This window comes from Ruegeria sp. CG4 (assembly GCF_056537185.1).
The window spans coordinates 114529-139756 of sequence record NZ_JBQFRB010000005.1; the positions used below are offsets into that span (position 1 = coordinate 114529).

Annotated in this window: 27 protein-coding genes; 19 read left to right on the forward strand and 8 right to left on the reverse strand. The window is 59.5% G+C overall.

Annotation, left to right across the window (positions count from 1 at the left end; all coding sequences use genetic code 11):
• Positions 1 to 153: 153 nt before the first annotated feature.
• Positions 154 to 840, forward strand: a complete 687-nt coding sequence (locus ACR0J2_RS14440; RefSeq protein WP_050605036.1) for a response regulator transcription factor — start codon at positions 154 to 156, stop codon at positions 838 to 840.
• Positions 841 to 1041: 201 nt separating this feature from the next.
• On the opposite strand, the gene ACR0J2_RS14445 is transcribed toward ACR0J2_RS14440, so the two are convergent.
• Positions 1042 to 1284, reverse strand: coding sequence for a hypothetical protein (locus ACR0J2_RS14445; RefSeq protein WP_480812994.1), 243 nt, complete (start codon positions 1282 to 1284; stop codon positions 1042 to 1044).
• Between the two features lie 210 nt (positions 1285 to 1494).
• On the opposite strand from ACR0J2_RS14445, the gene ACR0J2_RS14450 reads away from it, so the two are divergent.
• From ACR0J2_RS14450 to ACR0J2_RS14465, 4 genes are all read left to right on the forward strand, one after another.
• A complete protein-coding gene (locus ACR0J2_RS14450) occupies positions 1495 to 2283 on the forward strand; it encodes an exodeoxyribonuclease III (RefSeq protein ID WP_480812995.1) in 789 nt (262 codons plus the stop codon).
• Positions 2284 to 2359: 76 nt separating this feature from the next.
• Complete coding sequence (gene trxA, locus ACR0J2_RS14455; RefSeq protein WP_480812996.1) at positions 2360 to 3277, forward strand: thioredoxin; 918 nt, start codon at positions 2360 to 2362, stop codon at positions 3275 to 3277.
• A 27-nt stretch (positions 3278 to 3304) separates the two neighbouring features.
• Positions 3305 to 3946, forward strand: coding sequence for an LON peptidase substrate-binding domain-containing protein (locus tag ACR0J2_RS14460; protein WP_170619278.1), 642 nt, complete (start codon positions 3305 to 3307; stop codon positions 3944 to 3946).
• Positions 3943 to 4128 carry a Trm112 family protein gene (locus ACR0J2_RS14465; RefSeq protein WP_480812997.1) on the forward strand — a complete coding sequence of 62 codons (186 nt, stop codon included), beginning with the start codon at positions 3943 to 3945 and terminating at the stop codon, positions 4126 to 4128. Before ACR0J2_RS14460 ends, ACR0J2_RS14465 begins: the two co-directional genes overlap by 4 nt.
• Before the next feature lie 25 nt (positions 4129 to 4153).
• On the opposite strand, the gene ACR0J2_RS14470 is transcribed toward ACR0J2_RS14465, so the two are convergent.
• Positions 4154 to 5380, reverse strand: coding sequence for an FAD-dependent monooxygenase (locus ACR0J2_RS14470; RefSeq protein ID WP_480812998.1), 1227 nt, complete (start codon positions 5378 to 5380; stop codon positions 4154 to 4156).
• Positions 5381 to 5467: 87 nt separating this feature from the next.
• Between ACR0J2_RS14470 and ACR0J2_RS14475 the strand changes: the two genes are divergently transcribed.
• The 4 genes from ACR0J2_RS14475 to ACR0J2_RS14490 all read left to right on the forward strand — a co-directional run bounded on the left by ACR0J2_RS14475 (position 5468) and on the right by ACR0J2_RS14490 (position 11639).
• Entirely contained in the window at positions 5468 to 6796 is a 1329-nt protein-coding gene (locus ACR0J2_RS14475) for an amidase (protein ID WP_480812999.1), read from the forward strand.
• A gap of 109 nt (positions 6797 to 6905) precedes the next feature.
• The gene (locus ACR0J2_RS14480; protein ID WP_480813000.1) at positions 6906 to 8087 is read left to right on the forward strand and encodes an aminotransferase class I/II-fold pyridoxal phosphate-dependent enzyme; all 1182 of its coding nucleotides are present in this window, start codon (positions 6906 to 6908) and stop codon (positions 8085 to 8087) included.
• Positions 8088 to 8101: 14 nt separating this feature from the next.
• The gene (locus ACR0J2_RS14485; RefSeq protein WP_480813001.1) at positions 8102 to 11023 is read left to right on the forward strand and encodes a DNA translocase FtsK; all 2922 of its coding nucleotides are present in this window, start codon (positions 8102 to 8104) and stop codon (positions 11021 to 11023) included.
• A gap of 40 nt (positions 11024 to 11063) precedes the next feature.
• Positions 11064 to 11639, forward strand: coding sequence for a LolA family protein (locus ACR0J2_RS14490; protein WP_170614254.1), 576 nt, complete (start codon positions 11064 to 11066; stop codon positions 11637 to 11639).
• A gap of 35 nt (positions 11640 to 11674) precedes the next feature.
• On the opposite strand, the gene ACR0J2_RS14495 is transcribed toward ACR0J2_RS14490, so the two are convergent.
• Both ACR0J2_RS14495 and ACR0J2_RS14500 read right to left on the reverse strand, forming a co-directional pair.
• Entirely contained in the window at positions 11675 to 12256 is a 582-nt protein-coding gene (locus tag ACR0J2_RS14495) for a transglycosylase SLT domain-containing protein (protein WP_170614255.1), read from the reverse strand.
• 60 nt (positions 12257 to 12316) lie between these two features.
• On the reverse strand, positions 12317 to 13198 hold the full coding sequence (locus ACR0J2_RS14500) for an AEC family transporter (RefSeq protein ID WP_480813002.1): 882 nt from the start codon (positions 13196 to 13198) through the stop codon (positions 12317 to 12319).
• Positions 13199 to 13278: 80 nt separating this feature from the next.
• On the opposite strand from ACR0J2_RS14500, the gene hspQ reads away from it, so the two are divergent.
• Positions 13279 to 13605 (forward strand): heat shock protein HspQ, encoded by a 327-nt coding sequence (gene hspQ, locus ACR0J2_RS14505; protein WP_170807314.1) that lies wholly within the window; start codon positions 13279 to 13281, stop codon positions 13603 to 13605.
• Between the two features lie 35 nt (positions 13606 to 13640).
• Here hspQ and ACR0J2_RS14510 read toward each other — a convergent pair whose 3' ends face one another.
• The 3 genes from ACR0J2_RS14510 to ACR0J2_RS14520 form a co-directional block, all read right to left on the reverse strand.
• Positions 13641 to 15218, reverse strand: a complete 1578-nt coding sequence (locus tag ACR0J2_RS14510) for a gamma-glutamyltransferase family protein (protein ID WP_480813003.1) — start codon at positions 15216 to 15218, stop codon at positions 13641 to 13643.
• A 208-nt stretch (positions 15219 to 15426) separates the two neighbouring features.
• Positions 15427 to 15879 (reverse strand): ATP-binding protein, encoded by a 453-nt coding sequence (locus ACR0J2_RS14515; protein WP_480813004.1) that lies wholly within the window; start codon positions 15877 to 15879, stop codon positions 15427 to 15429.
• Positions 15880 to 15901: 22 nt separating this feature from the next.
• Entirely contained in the window at positions 15902 to 16240 is a 339-nt protein-coding gene (locus ACR0J2_RS14520; protein WP_480522771.1) for an STAS domain-containing protein, read from the reverse strand.
• Positions 16241 to 16342: 102 nt separating this feature from the next.
• Here ACR0J2_RS14520 and ACR0J2_RS14525 point away from each other — a divergent pair, with 102 nt between their 5' ends.
• From ACR0J2_RS14525 to ACR0J2_RS14535, 3 genes are all read left to right on the forward strand, one after another.
• Complete coding sequence (locus ACR0J2_RS14525) at positions 16343 to 17515, forward strand: thiolase family protein (protein ID WP_480813005.1); 1173 nt, start codon at positions 16343 to 16345, stop codon at positions 17513 to 17515.
• Between the two features lie 95 nt (positions 17516 to 17610).
• Positions 17611 to 18066: a GAF domain-containing protein gene (locus ACR0J2_RS14530; protein WP_170679457.1), complete on the forward strand. Its 456-nt coding sequence runs from the start codon at positions 17611 to 17613 to the stop codon at positions 18064 to 18066.
• 173 nt (positions 18067 to 18239) lie between these two features.
• Positions 18240 to 18686 carry a GNAT family N-acetyltransferase gene (locus ACR0J2_RS14535; protein WP_480813006.1) on the forward strand — a complete coding sequence of 149 codons (447 nt, stop codon included), beginning with the start codon at positions 18240 to 18242 and terminating at the stop codon, positions 18684 to 18686.
• 22 nt (positions 18687 to 18708) lie between these two features.
• On the opposite strand, the gene ACR0J2_RS14540 is transcribed toward ACR0J2_RS14535, so the two are convergent.
• Entirely contained in the window at positions 18709 to 18993 is a 285-nt protein-coding gene (locus ACR0J2_RS14540; protein WP_170679770.1) for a DUF1294 domain-containing protein, read from the reverse strand.
• A 118-nt stretch (positions 18994 to 19111) separates the two neighbouring features.
• Between ACR0J2_RS14540 and ACR0J2_RS14545 the strand changes: the two genes are divergently transcribed.
• The 6 genes from ACR0J2_RS14545 (at position 19112) to ACR0J2_RS14570 (ending at position 25224) form a co-directional block, all read left to right on the forward strand.
• Entirely contained in the window at positions 19112 to 19681 is a 570-nt protein-coding gene (locus ACR0J2_RS14545) for a helix-turn-helix domain-containing protein (protein WP_480813007.1), read from the forward strand.
• Positions 19681 to 20304, forward strand: a complete 624-nt coding sequence (locus ACR0J2_RS14550; protein WP_480813008.1) for a LysE family translocator — start codon at positions 19681 to 19683, stop codon at positions 20302 to 20304. Before ACR0J2_RS14545 ends, ACR0J2_RS14550 begins: the two co-directional genes overlap by 1 nt.
• 4 nt (positions 20305 to 20308) lie before the next feature.
• On the forward strand, positions 20309 to 20689 hold the full coding sequence (locus ACR0J2_RS14555) for a GFA family protein (protein WP_480813009.1): 381 nt from the start codon (positions 20309 to 20311) through the stop codon (positions 20687 to 20689).
• A gap of 15 nt (positions 20690 to 20704) precedes the next feature.
• Positions 20705 to 23155, forward strand: coding sequence for a GcvT family protein (locus tag ACR0J2_RS14560; RefSeq protein WP_480813010.1), 2451 nt, complete (start codon positions 20705 to 20707; stop codon positions 23153 to 23155).
• A 111-nt stretch (positions 23156 to 23266) separates the two neighbouring features.
• Complete coding sequence (locus tag ACR0J2_RS14565) at positions 23267 to 24319, forward strand: zinc-binding dehydrogenase (RefSeq protein ID WP_480813011.1); 1053 nt, start codon at positions 23267 to 23269, stop codon at positions 24317 to 24319.
• A gap of 11 nt (positions 24320 to 24330) precedes the next feature.
• The gene (locus ACR0J2_RS14570; protein WP_480813012.1) at positions 24331 to 25224 is read left to right on the forward strand and encodes a homocysteine S-methyltransferase family protein; all 894 of its coding nucleotides are present in this window, start codon (positions 24331 to 24333) and stop codon (positions 25222 to 25224) included.
• The last annotated feature ends 4 nt before the right edge of the window (positions 25225 to 25228 follow it).

The following is a 25228-nucleotide window of genomic DNA, read 5'->3' on the forward strand; positions in this document are numbered from 1 at the left end:
CCTATAACGTTTCGTCCATCAGGTAGCCTGATCCGCGGAAAATGTGAAACATTTCCTATACGTCAGACACGAGGTCGTGAGACAGTTGCAGCAAATCTTGTTGATTGCATATTCCACACGCAAGTGATGCAAAAGGCATAGGAGGACGGGAACATGGCTCAGCTCAAGAAAATTCTGCTTGTGGATGATGACGAGGATCTGCGCGAAGCTCTGAGTGAGCAGCTTGTGATGACCGAGGACTTTGATGTCTTCGAAGCATCCGACGGGTCGTCAGCCATGGAGCGCGCCCGTGAGGCGATCTACGATCTGGTGATTCTTGATGTTGGCCTTCCTGACACCGACGGGCGCGAACTATGCCGCCTGATGCGTAAACAAGGTGTCAAAAGCCCGATTCTGATGCTGACTGGCCATGACAGCGACGCCGACACCATCCTGGGTCTGGACGCCGGCGCAAATGATTACGTCTCGAAACCGTTCAAATTCCCGGTTCTTTTGGCTCGCATCCGTGCCCAGCTGCGCCAGCATGAGCAATCTGAAGATGCGGTGTTCGTCCTGGGCCCCTACACTTTCAAACCGGCGATGAAGATGCTGATCACCGAAGAGGATCGCAAAATTCGCCTGACCGAGAAAGAAACCAATATTCTCAAGTTCCTGTACCGGTCCACCGACGGCGTTGTTGCCCGTGACGTGCTGCTGCACGAGGTCTGGGGCTACAATGCAGGTGTCACAACCCACACGCTGGAAACTCATATCTATCGCCTGCGCCAGAAGATCGAGCCCGACCCGTCCAATGCACGCCTTTTGGTCACAGAATCGGGTGGCTATAGACTCGTTTCGTAACTGGGTGTGGATTGAGGTGGATCAAAGTGATACTCTGTAAACATATTTAAGGTGATCGTATCCCGCGCATGTCCGGGTCATGACATGTACCTCCCTGTTGGACTGCCGGGCCTCCGGGCCCGGCTTTTTTATTGCAACCGAAGGTTTACGTGTGAATTTCGGCGCTCCGGCCGTGTGGTTGCGCGCTGGCATTATGTTAAGTCAGTTGCCTTTCCAGCGGTCTTCATACTCTCCGAGCAATCTGGACATCGCCAGCATTGACGCGAAAAGCCGGGCGTAAACGTCCCGTGACAACATCGGTTTGTTGTCGTCCAGCAACTGCACGAGATCGCTCACACCTTCGGCAAAAGTGTCGCACACCTGGTGGTCCGCGATCGTGGGGTCCAGCGTCCAGATGCCGTTCTGATCGTAGTACGCTGCAGGCTGCGGTTCGTGTTCAATCATGGTGTGGCCTCATTCATCCGATGCACACCTGTGACCGCGACATACAGCGGGCAAGCCTGTTGGCAGGAAGTCACAAGGAATTGGCAAACTCGATAAAGCGATGAAGAAAACGAGCGCCTCATATCAAATTACATGCGGGTTCTTTTTCTCATGGCACCCTGACCACCGGGGCGTTAGGTTGCACCAACCGCGATACAGGAGACCTTCCACATGCCCTTCACAATTGCCACATGGAACATCAACTCGGTCCGGCTGCGCGAACCTATCGTGTTGAAATTGCTGCGGGAAGAGGCCCCCGACGTTCTGTGTCTGCAAGAGTGCAAGTCACCGGTTGAAAAAATCCCGACCGAAGGGTTTGCCGAGTTGGGCTATACCCATCTGATCGCGCGGGGTCAGAAAGGGTATAACGGCGTTGCCATCCTGTCGCGTCTTCCGCTGGAGGAGGTGGGCGACAAGGATTTCGCCGGGCTGGGTCATGCCCGCCATATCGCCGGGCGGCTGGAAAACGGCGTGGTGATTCATAACTTCTATGTCCCGGCAGGCGGCGATGTGCCGGACCGTGAGGTGAACGAGAAATTCGGTCAGAAACTGGATTACCTGACGGATATGCGGGACTGGTTCCATTCGAAGAAACCCGAAAAATCCATCCTGGTCGGTGATCTGAACATCGCCCCGCGCGAAGATGATGTCTGGTCGCACAAACAACTGCTCAAGGTGGTGTCGCACACACCCATCGAGGTTGAACAACTGGCTGAAACGCAGGATGCGGGCGGTTGGGTCGATGTCACACGCAAGGACATCCCCGAAGGCCAGCTTTTCAGTTGGTGGTCCTATCGTGCGCGGGATTGGGATGCCGCGGACAAGGGACGGCGGCTGGATCATGTCTGGGCGACGCCCGATATTTCGAACGCGGGCCATTCCAGCCGCGTTCTGCGCGAAGCGCGCGGTTGGGAGAAACCCAGCGACCATGCGCCTGTCTTTGCGACTTTCGACCTTTGAACCCGAAACTCTACTATTGGTTTCTGCCCTTTGTGGTTGCATATAGAGGCCAAGTTCGAACGAGAGAGTGTAAGCCATGGAACTTCTGAACGCCGCAGCCGGCGCTGATGTCACCGATCTGATCAAGGACGGAACCGAGGCCACGTTCATGGCCGATGTTGTTGAAGCGTCGCAGGAAACTCCGGTCATCGTCGATTTCTGGGCGCCGTGGTGCGGGCCGTGCAAGACGCTTGGACCCCAGTTGGAAGAGGCCGTGACCGCCGCCAAGGGCGCGGTGAAGATGGTCAAGATCAATGTGGACGAGGCCCAGATGATCGCCTCGCAGATGCGCGTTCAGTCGATTCCGACCGTCTATGCGTTTTTCCAGGGCCAGCCCGTTGACGGGTTTCAGGGCGCGGTGCCGGGTTCCGAGGTCAAGGCGTTTGTGGACCGCGTGATCGAAGCGGCCGGTGGCCAAAGCCCGGGCGGACAGTTGGATGATGCCGTTCAGGCCGCCGAAGAAATGCTGGCCGAAGGGGCTGCCGTCGATGCGGCGCAGACCTTTGCCGCCATTCTGGGCGAAGATCCGAACCATGCCGGAGCCTATGGTGGTTTGGTGCGTGCGCATATCGCGTCTGGCGATCTGGAACAGGCCGAAGCCATCCTGAACGGGGCACCGGTCGAAATCTCCGGCACAGCCGAGCTTGAGGCCGCGCATGCCCAGCTGGAACTGGCCAAACAGGCAGCCGATGCAGGCCCGGTGGCCGAGCTGAGCGCCGCCGTCGAAGCCGAACCCGGCGACCATCAGGCCCGGTTCGATCTGGCGCAGGCCCTGCATGCCAATGGCGACGTCGAGGACGCGGTGGCGCAATTGCTGGAACTGTTCCGCCGGGACCGCGAATGGAACGACGGAGCCGCCAAAACCCAGCTGTTCACGATTTTCGACGCGCTCAAGCCAAATGACCCTGTGGTTCTGAACGGGCGGCGCAAGCTCAGCTCGATGATATTTGCCTAATTCCGGATCAGGGCTACACTCGGATACATGATGCATCCCGCTGATCTGCCGGAAACGGTATCCGTTTTTCCATTGCCCGGGGCGCTGCTGTTGCCCCGTTCACGCCTGCCGCTGCACATTTTTGAGCCGCGTTATCTTCAGATGCTGGACGACGCGCTCAAGACTCAGGAACGGCTGATAGCCATGGTTCAGCCGAATCCGTGCCAAAGCGATGAAAGCAAGCTGCACCAGATCGGATGTGCCGGGCGGGTGACACAGTTTTCCGAAACGGAAGATGGCCGATATCTGATCACACTGACCGGGATTTCGCGGTTTCGGGTCAAATCCGAACTGGATGCATTTACGCCCTATCGACGGTGCTCGGTCTCGTGGGATGGGTTTGACCGCGATCTGGGCAAGGCGGAACAGGATGACGGGTTCAATCGCACAAGGTTTCTGAACCTGCTGGAGCGATTCTTTTCATCACGCCATCTGTCGACGGATTGGGACACGTTGAAGGACGCAGATGATGAGTTGCTGGTCAACTCTCTGTCGATGCTGCTGGATTTCGACCCCGAGGACAAACAGGCTCTGCTCGAGGCGCCCTGTCTGCGCACCCGACGTGAAACGCTTGTGACGCTGATCGAATTCGCCCTGCGCGGCGGCTCTAACGAGGAAAAACTGCAATGAGCGAACCCGACACCACTTTTGATCGCCGCATGCTCGAGGCGCTGATCTGCCCGCAATCCCATACGACGCTGCATTATGATGCCGAAAAGCAGGAGCTTGTGTCGAAAGCCGCGAATCTCGCCTTTCCGATCCGCAACGGCATCCCGGTGATGCTCGTGGATGAAGCACGAGAACTCGACTGATCGTCTCAGGGTGCCCGGCGGCGTTTTAGATCGCGCGCCCCTGCAGCAGTTTTGGCAGGTCTCCGGTCAGCCCGGCGGCCTCGCGCACAAAGCCCCGGCGCAACCCGGGCATAGAGCCGACGATGCCCATGCCGATGTCGCGACCGATCCGCAGCAGCGGGTTGTCGTTGGAAAACAGCTTATTGAACACATCCGTCGCCATGGCCAATGCTGCAGTGTCGAACCGCCGCCACTCCTGATAGCGTTCCAGCACCAGAGCCGAGCTGAAATCCTCGCCCCGCCGTCCGGCCAGCGTCAGCACCTCGGCCAGCGCGCCGACATCACGCAATCCGGCGTTTAATCCTTGCCCCGCGATCGGGTGCATGCCGTGCGCGGCATCCCCAACGAGTGCCAACCGCTCGCCGATGAAGGAATTGGCGATGGTCAGGTTCAGCGGGTAGGTGAACCGGTCGCCCTGCAAACGGATGTCGCCCAGGAAATCCCCGAACCGGGGGCGCAGGACCTGCAGATAGTCGGCTTCTGACAGGGCGTTGATGCGCCGGGCCGTGTCGGTCCGTTCACTCCAGACAATGGAGCTGCGATTGCCGGTCAACGGCAGAATAGCCAGTGGACCTGGTGGCATGAAGAACTGGTGGGCAATGCCGTGATGGGGCAGGTCATGTTCGATGGCGCAGACCAGCGCCGTCTGCCCATAATCCCAGCCGGTGCGCCTGATGCCCGCCCGCGCGGCAGTGCCGCTTCGGCGCCCGTCGCATCCGACAAGCAGGCCGCCGGTCAGAACAGAGCCATCGTCAAGTGTCAGTGACACGCCCGTTGCATCGCATTCCTGCGCTACGACTGTCTTCCCGCTCAGCTGCGTGATGCCATTTTCCTCGGCCATCGCCTCAAGAAAGGCGCGACGCAGATGGCGGTCTTCGACCATGTAGCCCATCGGGCCTTCTTCGATCTCGGCATGGTCGAAATGCATGAAGAAGGGCGACGGGCCGGCCCCGGCATGCCCGTCGGTGACCTTGATCTCGAGCATCGGTTGCGCGTGCCCGGCAACCCTGCTCCAGACGCTGGTCGCCGCCAGTAATCTTTGCGAAGCAAGCGCAAGTGCGTAGGCCCGGCCGTCAAATGCGGCGTCCTTGCGCACGGTCTCGGCCAGCGCGTCGATTACCGTTACAGAATGCCCGGTCTGCGCCAGTGCCAGTGCCAGTGCGGGGCCGTTCAGGCCGCCGCCAACGATCAGGATATCCGAAGCCTTAGTCATGCCCCGCAATATGCGCGCCCTTTCGGGATTGTCCATGTGCGGTCGTGTCGCTACCGTCCCCTCATCGTAGATAAATGGAGGTGAGGGATGCAGGAGTGGCTGACCATGACCGCGTGCGATCTGGGGCGCGGCATCAGAATGGGGCAGATCGACCCTGTGGATCTGACCGAAACCTATCTGGCGGCCATCGACGCGCATCCGCATCGTGATCGTATTTATGCCCGCGTTACCCATGACCGCGCCCGGGCCGAAGCCAAGGCCGCAAAGGAACGAGCTGGCTTGGGGCTGCGCCGATCCTTGCTGGACGGTGTGCCAATCAGCTGGAAAGACCTGTTTGACACGGCAGGCATCGCAACCGAGGCAGGCACGGCCCTGCTGAAAGGTCGCGTTCCGGATGCCGATGCCGTGGTCGTGCGCAACGCCACCGCCATGGGAACGGTGTGTCTGGGCAAGACACATATGAGCGAGCTGGCCTTTTCCGGCCTTGGACTGAATCCCATCACCGGTACGCCGCCCTGTATTGATGATGAAGAGGCGGTGCCCGGCGGCTCATCCTCGGGCGCGGCGGCTTCGGTAGCGTGGGGCCTGGCGGCTTGCGGGATCGGATCGGATACCGGCGGGTCGGTACGCATCCCGTCGGCCTGGAACAATCTGGTGGGCCTGAAAACAACAGCCGGACGCGTCAGTCTTGAGGGCACTGTGCCATTGTGCCTGCGGTTTGACACGGTTGGGCCGCTGGCCCGTTCGGTCGAGGATGCTGCGCACGTGCTGGCGTTGTTGGAAGGTGGCACTCCCGCCGACTTGCGGGGGGCCAGCCTGAAAGGGCGGCGGTTTGCCGATCTGCAGAATGTTGCCAGGGATGATTTGCGGGACGGCCCGCGCAAGGCGCTTGAGGAAGCCCTGAACCGACTGCGGGAGGCCGGCGCGCAAATCGTACCGCTGGATGTTCCTGAACTGAACGACGCCATGGGTCTGACCAGTGTAGTCTATACGACAGAAGCGTATGGGCTGTGGCGTGACGTGATCGAAGCGAACCCCGATGCCATGTATCCGGAAATTCTGGAACGATTCCGCATCGGCAAGGCGCATTCCGGCCCGGACTACGTAGCGGCCTGGTCCAGGCTCAAGGCCTGCCGCAGCGCATGGGACGCCGCAACCGCCGGGTTTGACGCGGTTCTGGCCCCGACGGCACCCATTCTGCCGCCGAATCTGGACCGTCTGATGACCGACCATGACTACTACGTCACCGAAAATCTGCTGGCCCTGCGCAACACGCGCATCGGCAATCTGATGGGTTTGGCTTCTCTGACTTTGCCCACCGGAACACCCGGTTGCGGATTGATGATGCTAGGCTATCCCGGTTCGGAAGAAGCGCTGTTACGGCTGGGATCTGCGGCCGAATCCGCGTTGGCCTGAATGCCACAATCCCCTGATTCGGCACCTCTTTGTCTGGACGAGGCGGGGTGCGCCCTGTAATCTGCCAAAAAATCGGGACAAAAGCGATCCCGGCATTGAGGCAGTTGATATGAATTTCCCCGAGCGGTTTTCGGACCTACCGGCATATGCATTCCCGCGTCTGCGCGCCCTGTTGGATCACCATCAGCCGGGCGGTGAGGTCATTCATATGACTATCGGCACGCCCATGCATAATTTCCCGGCGTGGGTGACGGATATCATCGCCGAAAACGCTGCTGATTTTCAGGGATATCCGCCGAACGAAGGTTCGCCCGCGCTGCGGGGCGCGATCACCGATTGGATCGAACGTCGTTATGGTGTTTCGCTTGATCCCGAAACCAACGTGATGGCCCTGAATGGCACACGCGAGGGTCTGTATAACGCAGCTATGGCGCTGTGCCCGGAGCTGAAAAACGGCCAGCAGCCGATCGTTCTATGCCCGAACCCGTTTTATCAGGTTTACATGGTCGCCTCGATCTCGGTCGGGGCGCAGCCGGTTTTTGTTTCTGCCACGGCCGCCACAGGGCACTTGCCGGACTATGCCGGTCTGCCCGAGGACGTGCTGAACCGAACTGCGGTGGCCTATATCTGCTCACCCGCCAACCCGCAGGGCGCGGTTGCGTCGCGGGACTATTGGGCTGAACTGATCCGTCTGGCCGAGAGATACGATTTCCGCATCTTCGCCGACGAATGTTATTCCGAGATTTACCGCGACGAAGCTCCGACAGGTATTCTGACCGTGGCGCAGGAACTGGGAGCGGACCCTGAGCGGATCGTCCTGTTCAATTCGCTGTCCAAGCGATCCAATCTGGCCGGACTGCGTTCGGGTCTGATTGCTGGTGGACCCGAGACGATCAAAAGGGTCAAACAGCTGCGGGCCTATTCTGGCGCGCCTCTGCCAGCGCCTTTGCAGGCCGCTGCCGCCAAGGTCTGGGCGGATGAGGCACATGTAAGGGAAAACCGCGCGCTTTATCAGGATAAATACGCCATTGCGGATGAGGTGTTCGCTGGCGTGCAGGGCTATATGCCGCCTGAGGCCGGGTTCTTCCTGTGGCTACCGGTCGAAAACGGCGAGGAAACAGCGTTGAAGCTGTGGCAGGAGACAGGGGTGCGTGTCCTGCCAGGCGCATATCTTTCTCAAGGCGATCCGGGACAGAACCCGGGCGAGCAATTTATCCGGGTCGCCATGGTGGCCCCAAAAACAGAGTTGCAGCGCGGGCTGATCACGCTTCGCGACTGCATCTATTCGTGAGGTACGAGGGCAAAATGGCATCATTGAACGCGCGCAACCGCGATCCTTTACTGGACAGCACAACGCAGGCCGCGATTGAGCGGCGCAGCAAGGAATTGATCGGGATCGCCCTGATCCTGCTTGGTTTTGCGGCAGCGGCAATGATCTGGTCCTACACGCCGGATGATCCGAACTGGATGGTATCGACAGACGCGCCGGTGCAGAACTGGATGGGCCGTATCGGGGCCTCGATCGCTGCGCCTCTGTTCATGATCGTGGGCTGGGGAAGCTGGAGCATCGCTTTGGTGTTGATCGGCTGGGGCATCCGCTTTGCCGGTCACTTCGGCGAAGATCGCGCCGTTGCGCGCCTGATCTTTGCGCCGATCTGGATCGCGGTTGTATCGGTTTATGCAGCGACTCTGGTGCCGGGCGACGCATGGCGCGCCACCCACAGCTATGGTCTGGGCGGCTTGTTTGGCGATACCGTGATGGGTGCGTTGCTGACATTGTTGCCGATTTCCTCGCATTTCATGGTCAAGCTGATGTCGCTGGCGATGGCGGTGGGGATGCTGGCGCTGGGCGTTTTTGTGCTTGGGTTTACCAAAGACGACGTCCGGCGCGGGTTCCGGGCTTTCCTACTTGGTCTTGTTCTGTCCTACGACATGCTGATGAAGGGACTTGGCCGCAGCGCATCTGCCACGGCCCAGGCCGCGCGTGACCGCCGCGCGCGGTGGGAAGATCGCAAGGCCGCCCGGATCGAGGCTGATGACCTCGTGTTCCAGGACGATATGGATTTTGCCGATCCTGTATTCGAAGAGCCTGAATTCGGGCCCGGGCCGCAGAAAACCGGGCTGCTGGCGCGGATGCCCGCGTTGATCCGGCGACCGGAACCGATGCCGGAACCCGAGCTTGTCGACCCTGAACCGGTTGCAGGTTTCGACGAAATGCCGGGAGAGGATCGTATCCGTTCGAAAATTTCGGCAGCCGTCCGCAGCCGCCGGGTCGCCACCGGTGAGATGACGCCCGAACCCGATCCGAACCTTCCGCTGACCAAGGGCCGCGGCAGAGGGCCCGACCCACTGATCCTGAACACAGCGCGGGCCGGAGAATTGCCGCCCGAGCCACCCATTACTGCGGCCGGGTTGCCACCCGAACCGCCGTTGACTTCAGGGGCGGCGCCCGAATGGCAGGCGCCTGAGCCGAACGCGTACGTGCCTGAACCCGATCACATGCAGGGCTTTCAGCCGGAACCCGATTTTGACGACGACGACGTGTTCGAGGACGCACCCGAACCCGCGCCAGAGCCGCGCCCTGCAATGAAAATCCCGGTGGCCGAACCGCGCAAACCGGTCGTGGCACAGCCTGTGCGCCGCAGCCCGCCACCGTCGCGCCGTGCCCAGGCCGAAGCGCAGCCGACCTTGTCGTTCGAGGAACGGCATTCGGATTTCGAATTGCCGCCGCTGGGCCTGCTGTCCAATCCGGCCAGCATTCAGCGCCATCATCTGAGCGATGAGGCGCTGGAGGAAAACGCGCGGATGTTGGAAAACGTTCTGGACGATTATGGCGTCAAGGGTGAGATCGTCAGCGTCCGCCCTGGCCCTGTAGTGACCATGTACGAACTTGAACCGGCTCCGGGCCTGAAAGCCAGCCGTGTGATCGGTCTGGCGGACGATATCGCGCGGTCCATGTCCGCCTTGTCGGCGCGGGTTTCGACATTGCCGGGGCGTTCCGTGATCGGTATCGAACTGCCCAACGAAAATCGCGAGATGGTGGTTCTGCGCGAAATCCTCGCCAGCCGGGACTTTGGCGATGGCAACCACGCGCTGCCTTTGGCACTGGGCAAGGATATCGGCGGGGAATCCGTTGTCGCGAACCTGGCCAAGATGCCTCACCTGCTGATCGCGGGTACCACGGGCTCCGGTAAGTCGGTGGCGATCAACACCATGATCCTGTCACTGCTGTATAAGCTGACGCCGGATGAATGCCGCCTGATCATGATCGACCCAAAGATGCTGGAGCTGTCCGTTTATGACGGCATCCCGCATCTGCTGTCACCCGTTGTGACCGACCCAAAAAAGGCGGTTGTGGCTCTGAAATGGGTCGTGGGCGAGATGGAGGACCGCTATCGCAAGATGTCCAAAATGGGCGTGCGCAATATCGCGGGCTACAACGGCCGTGTGAAGGACGCGCTGGCCAAGGGCGAACTGTTCAGCCGTACGGTTCAGACGGGATTTGATGATGAAACCGGCGAACCCACGTTCGAGACCGAAGAATTCGCACCCGAGGCGATGCCCTACATCGTCGTCATCGTCGATGAGATGGCCGACCTGATGATGGTCGCGGGTAAGGAAATCGAAGCCTGCATTCAGCGTCTGGCACAGATGGCGCGGGCTTCGGGTATTCACCTGATCATGGCAACGCAGCGCCCGTCGGTCGACGTGATCACCGGTACGATCAAGGCGAATTTCCCGACACGGATTTCGTTCCAAGTGACCTCGAAAGTTGATAGCCGGACTATTCTGGGGGAGATGGGCGCCGAGCAGCTGCTTGGGCAGGGCGACATGCTCTACATGGCTGGTGGGGCCAAGATTACCCGCTGCCACGGTCCGTTCGTTTCGGACGAAGAGGTCGAGGAAATCGTCAACCACCTGAAACAGTTCGGTCCACCGGACTACATGAGTGGGGTAGTCGATGGCCCGGCCGAGGAAACCGCTGACAATATCGATGCTGTTCTGGGCCTGAATACCGGTGGAAACACCAACGGTGAGGATGCCCTGTACGACCAGGCAGTCGGGATTGTAATTAAGGATCGCAAATGCTCGACCTCGTACATTCAGCGGAAACTTGCCATTGGCTACAACAAGGCCGCGCGGCTTGTTGAGCAGATGGAAGACGAAGGCGTTGTTTCGTCGGCAAATCACGTCGGTAAGCGCGAAATCCTCGTCCCCGAGCAGTAGGATATTTAATAACAAGGGCAAAGCGCTTATCTGGTGTTTCATGAAACAGATAGCCTTTGCCCTTGCTTTGACACTGGCCGCGCCTGCGGCCTGGGCGGCAGACAAACTGCCATTGTCGCAGATTTCAAAATACCTGAACGATATGAAAACCGTTCAGACGTCGTTCACTCAGGTCAATGATGACGGATCGCTAAGTACCGGAAAGCTTTGGATTCAACGCCCCGGCAAGATGCGGTTCGAATATGACCCCCCCAATGATGCCGTCGTTCTGGCGCGCTCTGGATCGGTGATGATCTTTGATCCGAAATCAAACCAGCCGCCCGAGCAATACCCGCTGAACCGGACACCGTTGTCACTGGTGCTGAAGCGAAATGTAAATCTGGGTGAGGCGAATATGGTGGTGGGGCACGAGTTTGACGGGACCGCCACAATCGTTACGGCGCAGGACCCCAAAAACCCCGACGCAGGCCGGATCGAGCTGATGTTTACAGGCGATCCCATTGAGCTGCGTAAATGGGTGATTCACGACAATGCCGGGGGGCAGACCACGGTCCTGCTGGGCGCATTGGAAACAGACGGACGCTTGAACCAGAGCCTGTTCTCACGCCCGAATTAGGACAGGCCGGGTAACTGCCGGCCTGCGCAATGGTGTCAGACTCGGCAGGACGCCAGCTGGGCCTGATAAAGACGCGCACGCGCATCGACATCATCCGCCACGTTCAGCAACCAGGATTTACCGTTGTAGGTGCCACGCGCAAAGCCGGCGTGACCTTCGTGATAGGCCAGGTACTGGTTGCGGGTGTCGCTGGGGTGGATGCCGTTGCGTTCGTAGCTTTTGTTCATGTACCAGCCGATGAAGTCCGACGCGTCGCGAATGCGATCCCGCTTGGCGCGCCGTTTTCCGGTTTCGCGCTGATATTGCTCCCACGTGCCATCAAGGGCCTGGCTGAAGCCGTAGGCGCTGCTCTGACGGCCTAGCGGGATCACTCCCAGTGCGTATTTGTGCGGGGTTCGTGCATCGTGGCGATAGCGGCTTTCCTGATAGATCGTCGCCATCTGAACGTGAATGGGCACCCCCCATTTCCGTTCGGTGGATTTGAACGCCTTGATATAGTCAGGTCTTTCGCGCGCAATACTGCACGCGTCATTCAATCTGCTGGGCGGTTGCTTGGAACCGCCCCCACAGGATGCCAAAAGCAGCACCCCAAGGAGTACAACTAGAATTCTGCTCATGTGCCTCGTGCCTTTTTTGTTCATTCTAGCGCAGATTGTAGTTTGAGGAAATCACTTTCGTTACAGAACAATAGCCAGAATGACAGGTAATGCCCCCACGGAAAGAAGGGTCGAGACCATGACCATTCCGGCAACCGCGTCTGAATCGGCCTTGAACCGCTCGGCCAGAAGGTACGATGTGACTGCCACCGGGGTGCACATCTGCAAGACCAGCACACCGAATGCCACGGCCCCAAGATCGAACGTCACTGCAACGGTCCAGCCCAAAACAAAGCAAACGCCAAGCTTCAGAACAGACAGCCAGATTGCCTGCCCCAGCTTGTCCGTGGTCAGACGTGCAATCGCGACGCCGAGCGTGATCAGCATCATGGGCACCGCCATTTGCCCCAGCAACTCGAGCGTATTGGTCAGAAATCGGGGCGTTTCCCAGCCTTGCCACAAAAACAGCGCGCCAAGCAGCGTTGCCCAGACCATCGGCTCGCGTATGACTTTGCCAAACGCGCCTTTTCCGGCGACCAGATAGATTCCGTAAGTGAATGAAAACAGGGCCGTGACCGCCAGAAAGATCACCGCATAGCCCAGTCCGGCCTGCCCGAATGCAAAAATACACAGAGGCAGGCCAAGATTTCCGGTATTCCCGAAAATGAGCGGCGACAGATACGTGCGCTGCTCCAGTTTAAAAAGATGAACGGTCACTTTGAAGACCACGGCAAGTGCCAGATTCCCGGCAATGGTGGCCAGCGTGAACCGTGACAGATCCCCGCCCGGAATTTCGGTCTGCATCAGGGCGACGAAGATCAGACTTGGCACGGCCAGTGTCATCGCAAACCGTGTCACGAACTGCAAACGGTACTCGAATCCCAGCCTGACCCAGGTAAACCCAATCCCTGAAAGCAGAAATACCGGAGCGACAATTTCGAACACTGTCAGTATTAGGTTCACAGACTGTTTCCCTGAATTTCAGATCAATGATTGGCATTTTGGCCCGGAAAGAGGTAGTAAGACCTCCGGGGGCTGAAATAATGCTGAAGACAAATGCCAAATACGGCTTGGGCCAGGTGGTCCGCCATAAGAAACATCCCTTTCGAGGGGTGATTTTTGACGTGGATCCGGAGTTCTCGAATACGGAAGAATGGTATCAGGCGATTCCTGAAGACAGCCGGCCGATAAAGGATCAGCCGTTTTATCACCTGTTGGCTGAAAACGACCAATCCTTCTATGTTGCTTATGTTTCAGAACAAAATCTGGTTGCCGACCAGTCCGGAGAGCCGGTTGAGCACCCCGATATTCCCAACATGTTCGGCCCGTTCGAGGATGGCGCGTACCTGCTGCACTTTCATCTGAACTGATGACCGCATAGCTGCCGCCTTCCGGTCGCCGAAACTTAATACCCAAGCGCACATCCGTCTTTTCTGGGGTCACTTGCCCCCTCAAGAACACCGCTTTCACAGATTCGGATCGCCTGTGCACCGCCGAGGGGTGTGTCAGGAATTGAAACAGTGTGGCCAATGTCAGACAATTGTTGCGCTACTGCTTGCGGATATCCGCGTTCCAGTTTCAGTACCCCACCATCGGCAAAGGCGCGCGGCGCATCGATGCTGCCCTGAAGACTCAAATCAAAATCGACAAGATTGGACAGGAATCTGGCGTGTCCGGTCGGCTGGTAGGCCCCGCCCATGACGCCGAATGGCATCACTACCCGGCCGTCCTGTTTCAGCATTCCGGGAATGATCGTGTGCATCGGGCGTTTTCCACCGCCCAGCTCATTGGGATGCCCGGCTTGCAGCGTAAAGCCCGCCCCGCGGTTCTGCAGCAGAATACCATATTTTTCAGACGCAATCCCTGATCCGAAGCTGTGGAAGATCGAGTAGATGAGCGATACGGACATCCGGTCCCGGTCGACCACCGTGATATAGACGGTATCCTTGTGAACGGACTCGGTCAGCGGTGCGGCGGCAGCCATTGCGCTTTTTGGATCGATAAGCGCTGCCAGCCTGTCTGCAATGTCCTGATCTGTAAACCGTTCGGCCCTGGCCATATTATCGGGATCAGCAATGAACCGGTTGCGGGCATCGTAGGCCAATTTGGTGGCCTCGGCCTCGATATGAACCCTTTGCGCACCAAAAGGGTCCATCCCGGCCAGATCAAAGTTCTTCAGAATATTGAGCAACAGGATCGCAGTCGCCCCTTGCCCATTTGGCGGGTGTTCGACAAGGTCCGTGCCTTTGTAGTGCCCGCTCATTGGGTTGGTTTGCGTCCATCTGGTGGCTTGAAAGTCATCCGATGTGTGGACCCCACCCAATGTGTTCAGGGCGGAAATCATGTCTTGCGCGATGTTACCGGTGTAGAATGCTTCGCGCCCGTGACGAGCAATTTGGCGCAGAACCTCCGCCTGACCCGGAGCGCGAAAGACCTGACCTGTTTCCGGGGCCTTGCCATCGATCAGATAGTGGTCGCGGGCCGCACCCTGCAATACAGCCGCGCCGGATTTCCAGTCAAAGGCCACCCGTGCGGCCACCGGAACACCGGTCTCGGCGTAGTCGATGGACGGTTGCAAAATCGCCTTAAGCCCCAGCCGCCCTTCCGTTTCCGCCAGGTGGCAAAACGCATCAACAGCACCCGGAACTGTCACTGCATCCGGGGTGTTCAGGGGCACGGTCTTCAGGTCCTTTGCGCGCAACGCTTCTGCATTTGCTGCTTGGGGCGCGCGGCCTGAACCGTTCAGCGCGCGAATTTCGTTCTCGCCTGCGCGATTGAACAGGACAAAACAATCGCCACCTAGACCGGTCATTTGTGGTTCGCAAATACCCAGCAGAACCGCACCGGCGATGGCGGCGTCCATCGCGTTTCCGCCCTGCGCCAGTATGTCCAGCGCCACCTTAGCCGCCAAAGGATGTGACGTCGCACACATGCCTTCGGTCGCCAGTACTTCGGAACGTCCGGGTTTGTGCAAATCGCGCATGACGGGGCTCTCCTCATTGAACGCGCAGACCGTATCGCGCGGCAGAGGAATGTCCAGTCAACTTGAGGGGAGGTTCCTCGGCGCCGGTCACTGGGTGGGGGCTGTGATGCTAGGCGCCGAGGGAAGCTATCTGAGCTACAAGACCCTTTTGCCAATTATTTGCGGCGCGACAATGTTTCGATCTGGGCCTTATTGTGGCCATTTCGGGTCAATTCGCCTCATCCGGGAAATCGAAGTGCAAAGACAACCTATTGCACCCTTCGCGCCGCTCATAGTGGATGGCGCTGGTCAATTGGTGAATCAGGAACCATCCGAATCCCCCTTCAGGCAGACTCTGTCTGGTTGTGTTGACGTCCGCCGGAATTCCATCGGGCACTCGACACCCCGGCAAAGGGTTGCCGGTATCCGTAATGACAATGACAAGCCAATCCCTGTGCAGGCGGCACCTGACAAGAACACGGGCTGGGGCGATGCCTGCGTAGGCATGTTCGACCACGTTGTTTATCGCCTCGGCCAGCGCGATTTTGACGTCGCTTGCCTTTGGCGCGGGCAATCCGCGCTCGGCGAGGCCGGCGCTGAGACGGGCGATACCCATGCTCGCCTCAGCTTCGGTTGCGGCAAAGCTCAGTTCCAGAAAGTCATGATCATGAACAGAGGCCACGCGAATGGTTTCCTGTGCAACTTTAATCCGCAGCCGGCGTCAGGGCGTCTTCCAGCGTCGCAAACAACCGGAAAACTGTATCCATGCGGGTCAGCCGAAATACTTTCTCGACAAACGGGTGCAGACCCGCCAGATCCAGGCTGCGGTCATCGCCAAGCTGTTTCATGGATGCCACGATGGCACCCAGTCCGCTGGAATCGATGAATTCGACATCCGACAGGTCCAGCACCACCCGGCCCGCGCCGCCGTCGGTCTGATTACGCATATCTTCCTTGAACTGTATCGCAATGGCGGCGTCGATCCGGTCGGCCTGAACCGTGATCACCTGCGTCTCACCGGTTGTCGTACTGATCAGACCCATGTCCGGTTGCCCTCCAGAATGAAAAAACCTCGTAGAAATACGCTAGACGGCAATTCTTACCATTCGGTATTCAGAACCTGGAAAACCAGAAGGAGAATCCGGATGAAGCAGGTCGTGATCGCGGGTGCAGCCCGCACCCCAATGGGCGGGTTTCAGGGCATGTTCGATGGGGTTGCGGCGGCCGATCTGGGTGGCACGGCCATTCGAGCGGCCATGCAGGGAGCCGGAGTACAGACCGTGGACGAGGTTCTGATGGGCTGCGTTCTGCCCGCCGGTCAGGGACAGGCTCCGGCGCGGCAGGCTGGTTTCGCCGCCGGTTTGGGCGAAGACGTGCCCGCAACGACCCTGAACAAGATGTGCGGGTCCGGGATGAAGGCGGCGATGATAGCGTTTGACCAGATTGCGCTGGGTCATGCCGACACCATGGTCGCGGGCGGTATGGAAAGCATGACAAACGCCCCCTACTTGCTGCCCAAAATGCGCGGCGGGGCGCGCATCGGTCACGGTCAGGTGGTGGACCATATGTTTCTGGACGGGCTTGAGGACGCGTATGACAAGGGCCGCCTGATGGGCACCTTCGCCGAAGACTGCGCCGAGGCCTATCAATTCACGCGTGAGGCACAGGACGAATACGCGCTGCAGTCTCTGTCCAACGCGCTGGCCGCTCAGGAAAACGGGGCGTTTGACGGCGAAATTGCGCCGCACGTCGTGCGGGCCCGCAAAGGTGAAGTCACACAAGATATTGACGAACAGCCAAAATCGGCGCGGCCGGAAAAGATTCCGACCCTGAAACCCGCGTTTCGCAAGGACGGGACCGTAACAGCCGCCAACTCCTCATCGATCTCCGACGGCGCCGCAGCGCTGGTTCTTGCCTCCGCCGAAGTGGCCGAGGCGCAGAGCCTGAACGTTCGTGCGCGCATCCTCGGGCATGCCAGCCACGCGCAGGCTCCGGGCCTCTTTACGACCGCTCCGGTTCCGGCGGCGCAAAAGCTGCTGTCCCGCATCGGATGGAGCAAGGATGACGTTGATCTGTGGGAAGTGAACGAAGCCTTCGCCGTCGTTCCCATGGCGTTCATGCGCGAAATGGGTTTGCCGCGTGAAAAAGTGAATGTGAATGGCGGCGCCTGCGCCCTGGGCCATCCGATCGGCGCATCAGGTGCCCGAATCATGGTGACGCTGCTCAATGCTCTGGAAAAACGAAACCTCAAGCGCGGTGTGGCAGCCATCTGCATCGGTGGTGGCGAAGGCACCGCGATTGCAATCGAACGGGTTTGACCCTTCATCTTTTTCCAAATACTCCGGGGGTGAATTGAGCCAACGGCTCAAGAGGGGGCAGCGCCCCCTTACCCACTACAGACGGGATTTCCACCATGACTGCAGACTACACCATGCTGGCCAGAACCATTGCCGCTCTGACCGAAGGCGAAAGTGACGAGGTTGCACTGATGGCCACCGTCGCCTGCGAGGTGCATCATTCCGACGACCGGTTCAACTGGACCGGGTTTTATCGGGTGACCGAACCGGGGTTGCTGAAAATCGGCCCTTACCAGGGGGGGCATGGCTGTCTGGTCATTCCCTTCGACCGGGGTGTTTGTGGTGCGGCTGCGCGCACAGGGCAGGTGCAGCTTGTTCCGGATGTCGACGCGTTCCCGGGGCATATCGCCTGCGCGTCCTCAACCCGATCCGAACTGGTTCTGCCTGTTCACAATGCCGCAGGTGAGGTAATCGCGGTTTTCGACATCGACAGCGATCAGCCCGATGCGTTTTCAGAGGATGATGCCGAATACCTGACGGAGATATTGTCCAAGACTTTCGCGCGAGCCTGATGGAAACGCAGGGGGCGAAAGGCCCACTCTCGGACTTCGACATTTTGCTTCACGCAAAGACCCGCTAAACTCCGAAGCCCTCGAAACCTGGCGGGTCCGGCATGATTCCACACCAATTCTCTACTCAACGGCTTTCGGTCAGCCACTGGAAAGACCATCTTGCCCAACCGCACTTGCGGCGCAAGCTAGCTGACGATCTTGCCGCGCTTCTGACCCCTGCGGTCTTGAAAAACCTGCCGCCTTCCATGCAGCTGCAGGATCAGGGCATGTCGAACTGGATTGATACCCGTCGCGCCGAAAGTGACATTCTGCTGGTGCGTCAAGGCACCGACAATGAGCTGATCGGACTGATGGTGCTGGCCGTCGATACGGAGAGTGATGCGCCTCCGAGTGTCCATATCGGTTATCTGATTGCAGAATCTGCCTGGGGAAACGGCTACGCCTCCGAACTGTTAAAGGGGCTTCAGACCGCAGTGTCGTCAGGCCCGGCCATGCGACTCGTTGCCGGTGTCGGTCGCGACAATCCAGCCTCTGCCCGCGTGCTTCAGAAAGCTGGCTTTGAACTTTGGACGGACCGCTGTTCCGCCACCACCGAGATGTATGTCTGGGACGTCGGCTGATTGACGGTGCCGTCAGGTCTTGTCACTGTATAAGGGTCGGCAGGCCGTTGGTCATGACAAGATACAGGGCCAAGACCTGCAACGTGGCAACTCCGAACAGCCAGGCCGAGAATCCGCGTTTTCGGGACTTGTGCCGAAACAGCCATCGTCCAAGCAAAGCGCCGGGGCTGCCGCCGAGGGCTGCAAGCCACAACAACCTGCGTTCTGGAATTCTGCGCTTGCGCCGCTGCGCCCGGACCTTGTCCCAGCCGAAACACAGCAGGGTCAGACCGTTAACCGCCCAAAGATAGATCACTGCAATCCACATGAGTGGGACATAGCCAATCGGACATGTCGACCCAAGTGAAAAAACGCTTGGAATTTTCACGGAATCGCGTCATCGTGAAAAACGAGGAGAAAATTTCACGAGAATCGGAGTGGCCCCCGTGAACAGCCAGGCCCCGCAAAGCGCGACACTCGGAGCGGACATCCGCGCCCTGCGCAAGGCGCGCGGGCTGACGCTGACGGATATCGCGACACGGCTGGACCGGTCCGTCGGCTGGCTCAGCCAGGTTGAGCGCGACAAGTCCGAACCATCGATCTCGGATCTGCGCCAGATTGCCGAGTGTCTTGGCGTTCCGATGTCGATGCTGTTTGCGCATTCCGCGGCGCCTGCCGCCGAACAGGGCTATGTCGTCCGGGCCGGATCACGGCGACCGATGGGCTCTGGCGAAGAAGGGCTGATCGAAGAACTGCTGTCTCCTGATCTGACCGACGATTTCGAGATGGTGCATTCTACCTTTCAACCCCAGTCTCGCATGCAAACCCCTGCAAATCGCCCGACGCAAGAGGTCGGTTACATGGTCTCCGGGCGGCTTGATCTCAAAATCGGCGATCGTGAATACACGGTCGGTCCGGGTGACAGTTTTCGGATCAAGCACGAGCTCTATCAATGGTCCAACCCCTATGACGAGCCCGCGGTTGCGGTCTGGGTCATCGCCCCGCCGGTATACTGATGAGCTTTGAGGCCTGGACCATATTCGCGCTGTTCTGGGTGGTATTCGTTACCACACCGGGGCCGAACGCGGTGAACTGCATCTCGAACGGGATGAACCTGCCATTTGCCAAGGCGATGTTGGGTGTTCTGGCCATTGTGACTCAGGCCAGCGCGTTTCTGATCCTGTCGGCGCTGGGCGTGACCGCATTGATCGCGGCGTCGCCAACCGGGTTTTTCATCGCCAAACTGATCGGGGCAGGGTTCCTGATCTGGATGGGCGTGCGCGGTTGGATGAACGCGGCAAAGCCGGCACCTGCCACGGAACGTCCAGCGCGGCATGTCTATCTGCACGCGCTGGCCATTGCCACGATCAATCCCAAAAGCGTCGCAGGATACCTGGCCGCGTTTTCGCAATTCGTGCAGCCCGATGTGCCGATCTGGCAGCAAATGTCGGTCATCATGCCAACAGCGCTGGTCATTACGACGCTCAGCTATACCGGCTTCACACTTCTGGGCGCGCTCATGGGCAAGGCGGCGCTGGGCGCGGTGTTCAACATCTGGGTGCGCCGGATCATGGCTGCATGTTTCATCATTTACGGTGTGCTGCTGGGAACCAGCACCACGCCGACAGCAAGGGGGTAATAGAATGCAGACAGGTTCTTGTTTGTGCGGCTCGGTTGCCTTCGCGGTCGACGGTGAGCTTTCACCGCCATCGGCCTGCCATTGCGGTCAATGCCGCAGGCAGTCGGGTCATATCTGGGCGTCCGCCTCGACGCATCAGGACAATCTCAGTTTTTCCGCCAGTGACACGCTCAGCTGGTTTCGTGCCTCGGATATCGCCCGACGCGGCTTCTGCAGCGCCTGCGGCTCGTTCCTTTTCTGGCAACACAATGACGAAGACACGATTTCGATTTCCATGGGGGCGCTTGACGAACCCACGGGCCTTTCGCTCTCAAAACATATCTTTGTCGCCGACAAGGGCGATTACTACGACATCACGGACGATCTGCCCCAACGGGCACAGTAACAGGGATCAAAACGAATGAGTGATTTTCCGACAAAAGCCCGCGTGGTCATTATCGGTGGTGGTGTGGTGGGGGCCTCCTCGCTGTACCATCTGGCCAAGAAAGGCTGGACCGATTGTGTGCTGCTGGAAAAGAACGAGCTGACCGCAGGTTCGACCTGGCACGCGGCGGGTAACGTTCCGACCTTTTCGACCTCATGGGCGATCATGAACATGCAGCGCTACTCGACCGAGCTGTATGCGCGGCTGGGCGAAGAAGTCGACTATCCGATGAACTACCATCAGTCCGGCTCGATCCGTCTGGCGCACAGCAAGGAGCGGATGCAGGAATTTGAGCGGGCGATGTCGATGGGCCGTTACCAGGGCATCCCGATGGAGATGTGGACCCCGGAAGAGGCCAAGGAACGCTATCCTTTCCTTGAAACGCATGATCTTGAGGGCGTGCTGTATGATCCGACCGATGGCGACATCGACCCCGCGCAACTGACGCAGGCGCTGGCCAAGGGGGCCCGCGACATGGGCCAGAAGATCATCCGTTTCTGCCCGGCAACCGGCGTGACCCAGCATGACGACGGCACCTGGACCGTGCACACGGACAAGGGTGATATCGCCTGTGATTATGTGGTCAACGCCGCCGGTTACTACGCGCAGCGTGTGGGAGAGTGGTTCAAACCTTATGGCGGCCGAACCGTTCCCGCGATGGTCATGAGCCACCAGTATCTGCTGACCGACGAAATCCCCGAAGTCCAAGCGTGGTCCAAGGAAAACGGGGGCAAGAAGCTGCCGCTGCTGCGCGACGTGGATATCTCTTACTACCTGCGTCAGGAGAAGAACGGCTTCAACCTTGGCCCGTATGAGCCCAATTGTAAGGGCCACTGGATGACAGAAGATGACCCGATGCCCGAGGACTTCAGCTTCCAGCTGTGGAATGATGATCTGGACCGGATCGAGGACATCGTGACCGACGCGATGGAGCGGGTGCCGCTGATGGCAACCTCGGGCGTGGGCCGCGTGATCAATGGCCCGATCCCTTATGCACCGGACGGTCTGCCGCTGATCGGCCCGATGCCCGGAGTGAAGAACGCGTTCGAGGCGCACACATTTACCTTCGGTATCGCGCAGGGCGGGGGGGCAGGCAAGGTGCTGGCCGAATGGATCGTCGATGGCGCGACCGAGTGGGATATGTGGGCGGTCGATCCACGCCGTTACACCGATTACACCGATCAGGACTACTGCAACCAGAAGGGTCTGGAAGTTTATGGCAACGAGTACGCCATGCACTTCCCCCAGCACGAATGGCCCGCCGCGCGCGACAAGAAACTGTCGCCGGTTCATGCCAAGGTGAAAGAGCTGGGCGGTGTCATGGGGGCCTATAACGGCTGGGAACGGGCCAACTGGTTTGCGCAGCCCGGCGACGACGCGTCGCTTGAAGCCACCCATACATGGGGCCGCTCGGGCCCGTGGGAGCGGCGCGTCAAGGAGGAATGCGAGGCCGTGCGCGACCATTGCGGTGTACTGGATCTGCCGGGGTTCTCGCGCTTCATGGTCAAGGGCGAAGGTGCCGCCGAGGCGCTGCGTGGTCTGATCACGGGTGGCCTCCCCAAGACGGGTCGCATGAACCTTGTCTATATCTCTGATGATCGTGGTCGTATCCTGACCGAGATGTCCTGCATCCGGATGGGCGAGGACGAGTTCGTCATGATCACGGCCGCAACTGCCCAGTGGCATGACCGCGACATTCTGCTGAACGCTATGCCCGAAGGCGTTTCGGTCGAGGATGTGACCACCACCCGCGATACGCTGATCGTCACGGGGCCGAAATCGCGAGAGATCCTGTCGGGAATGACCGATGCGGACCTGTCGACCGGATGGCTGACCCACCAGTCGGCAACGGTCGCCGGGCAACCCGCTTACCTGATCCGCGTTTCCTTCGCAGGCGAGTTGGGTTGGGAGGTTCATGCCCTGAACGAGCACATGCCAGCGATCTATGGCGCCATCATTGACGCGGGTGCCAAGCCCTTCGGGATGTATGCGCTCAATTCTCTACGTGTCGAAAAGGGTTATCGTGCGTGGAAAGGCGACCTGTCGACCGACTACTCGCTTCTGGAGGGCGGGTTGGAACGGTTCGTGAAACTGGACAAACCACAGGACTTCCCTGGCAAGGCTGCGATTCAGAATGAAAAGCAGCAGGGCGTGAAAAAGCAGTTCGTCACCATGCTGGTCGAGGCCGGAGATTGCGACGCACCGTACATGTCATGCCTCTGGCATGATGGTCAGATCGTGGGTGAAACCACATCCGGTGCATGGGGGTATCGCATCAATGCGTCGGTCGCACTGGGCATGGTGCGTCCTGATCTGGCTGCTCCGGGCACCGAGCTGGAGGTCGAAATCTACGGCCAGAAATGCCGAGCGGTCGTGCAGCAGGATCAGCCGCTCTGGGATCCGGAAAACGCACGGTTGCGCGCCTGATCCATCAGGGAAAACTGCGGGTCGGCCAAAAGTCAGGCGGACCCGCAATTTGATGCAACACCGCTGTCGGGCATAATGCATCCGCAAAACCTGTAACGGGGAGAGATGGCAATGACCCAACCGGAGACAATGTCCGGTGTTTACCTGACACGCCATGGCGGGCCGGAGGCACTGGAATGGCGTCAGGATATTCCCCTGCCTACCCCCGGACCCGGGCAGGTTCTGGTCCGGGTGGCTGCGGCAGGCGTCAACAATACCGATATCAACACGCGTGTTGGCTGGTATTCACCGGATGTCACGGGTGCAACGGACGCGGTCGATCAGGATGTCGATGCCGGCGGTTGGGGCGGCGCTCTGCAGTTTCCCAGAATACAGGGCGGTGATTTGTGCGGCATCGTTGAGCGGACAGGGTCCGGCACCGGTTTCCAGCCAAGTCAACGTGTCACCTGTCCGATCAACTTGCCGCGCCCGCGCCCCGGTCAACCCAGCGGTTTCATTGCATTGGGTTCTGAGATTGACGGCGCCTTCGCGCAATACTGCCTGGTCGAGGCAAGCGACCTCTATGACGTGTCCGCGTCACCCCTGTCGGACACCGAGATTGCGGCAATCCCCTGCGCTTTCGGCACGGCCGAAAACCTGCTGACCCGCACAGGTGTAACGGCCGGACAAAAGGTTCTGGTAACCGGGGCATCCGGTGGGGTCGGGCTGGCTGCCGTCCAACTTGCAACATTGCGCGGGGCTTCCGTCTGGGGTGTCACCAGCGCTGCCAAAGCAGACGTGGTCAAGGGACAGGGTGCGATAGATACCTTTGATCGCGACGCCGCCTTGCCGCCAGACATGTTCGATGTGGTGGTCGACGTCGTCGGCGGACCGGCATTCCCGGGGTTGATTCTGGCGCTGAAGCCGGGCGGGCAATACGCCGTTTCCGGCGCCATAGCAGGCCCGATTGTACAAGCGGATCTGCGCGATATCTACCTGAGGGACATCACCATTCATGGCTGTACGCACCAGGCATTCGACGTTTTCGGACGGCTTGTCGAACTTATCAATGCAGGGCGGATCAGGCCGCTTGTTTCGAAGACGTATCCTCTGAAAGACATTGCCCGGGCGCAGGAAGATTTCCAATCCAAAGCGTTTCCGGGGAAACTGGTCCTGATTCCGTAACGAGGTAAGACATGGCAGACATCACCCTTCTGGACGGCTCCATCGGGCAGGAACTGGTCAAACGCAGTGGCGACCGGGCAACGCCGCTTTGGTCAACGCGGGTGATGATGGATCACCCGGAACTGGTGGGCGACGTTCACGCAGATTATTTTCGCCGCGGCGCTACGATCGCGACCACCAATACCTATGCTGTTCACCGTTCGCGCCTGGAACGTGTGGGGTTGGAAGACCAGATCGGAGCGCTGACGGACACCGCCCTTTCTCAGGCAGAACGCGCACGCGCGGGAACCAAAGGGCGCATTGCAGGGTCGCTGGGTCCGCTGCTGGCCACCTACAGGCCCGACCTGCGGCCCGATCCTGAGGACGCCGCTTCGAAATACGCCGAACTTGTCGAACTGATGGCTGACAGGGTCGACCTGTTCCTGATTGAAACCGTTTCGTCGGTACAGGAAGCAGAAGGTGCGTTGCGCGGCACGGTCAACGGCGGGCGTCCCGTCTGGCTGGCCCTGACCGTCGATGACACAGACGGCACACGTTTGCGGTCGGGTGAACACCTGTCGGAAGTCTCACCTCTGGTCGACCGCTTTGCTCCAGAGGCCGTGCTCGTCAATTGCTCGCCCCCCGAGGCCATGCCTGCGGCTTTGCAGATCATCGCAACCATGGGACGGCCGTTTGGCGCCTATGCGAACGGATTCACCGAAATTTCCGAGGGATTTCTGAAGGACGCCCCGACCGTCGACGCGCTTGAACAGCGCAGCGATCTGGGGCCTCAGGTCTACGCCGAACACGCCATGCGCTGGGTGGAACAGGGGGCCACGATCGTAGGCGGTTGTTGCGAGGTCGGTCCGGACCATATCGAGGCACTGGCCGAACAGTTACGCGCAGCCGGGCACAGGATTGTCTGAGGGC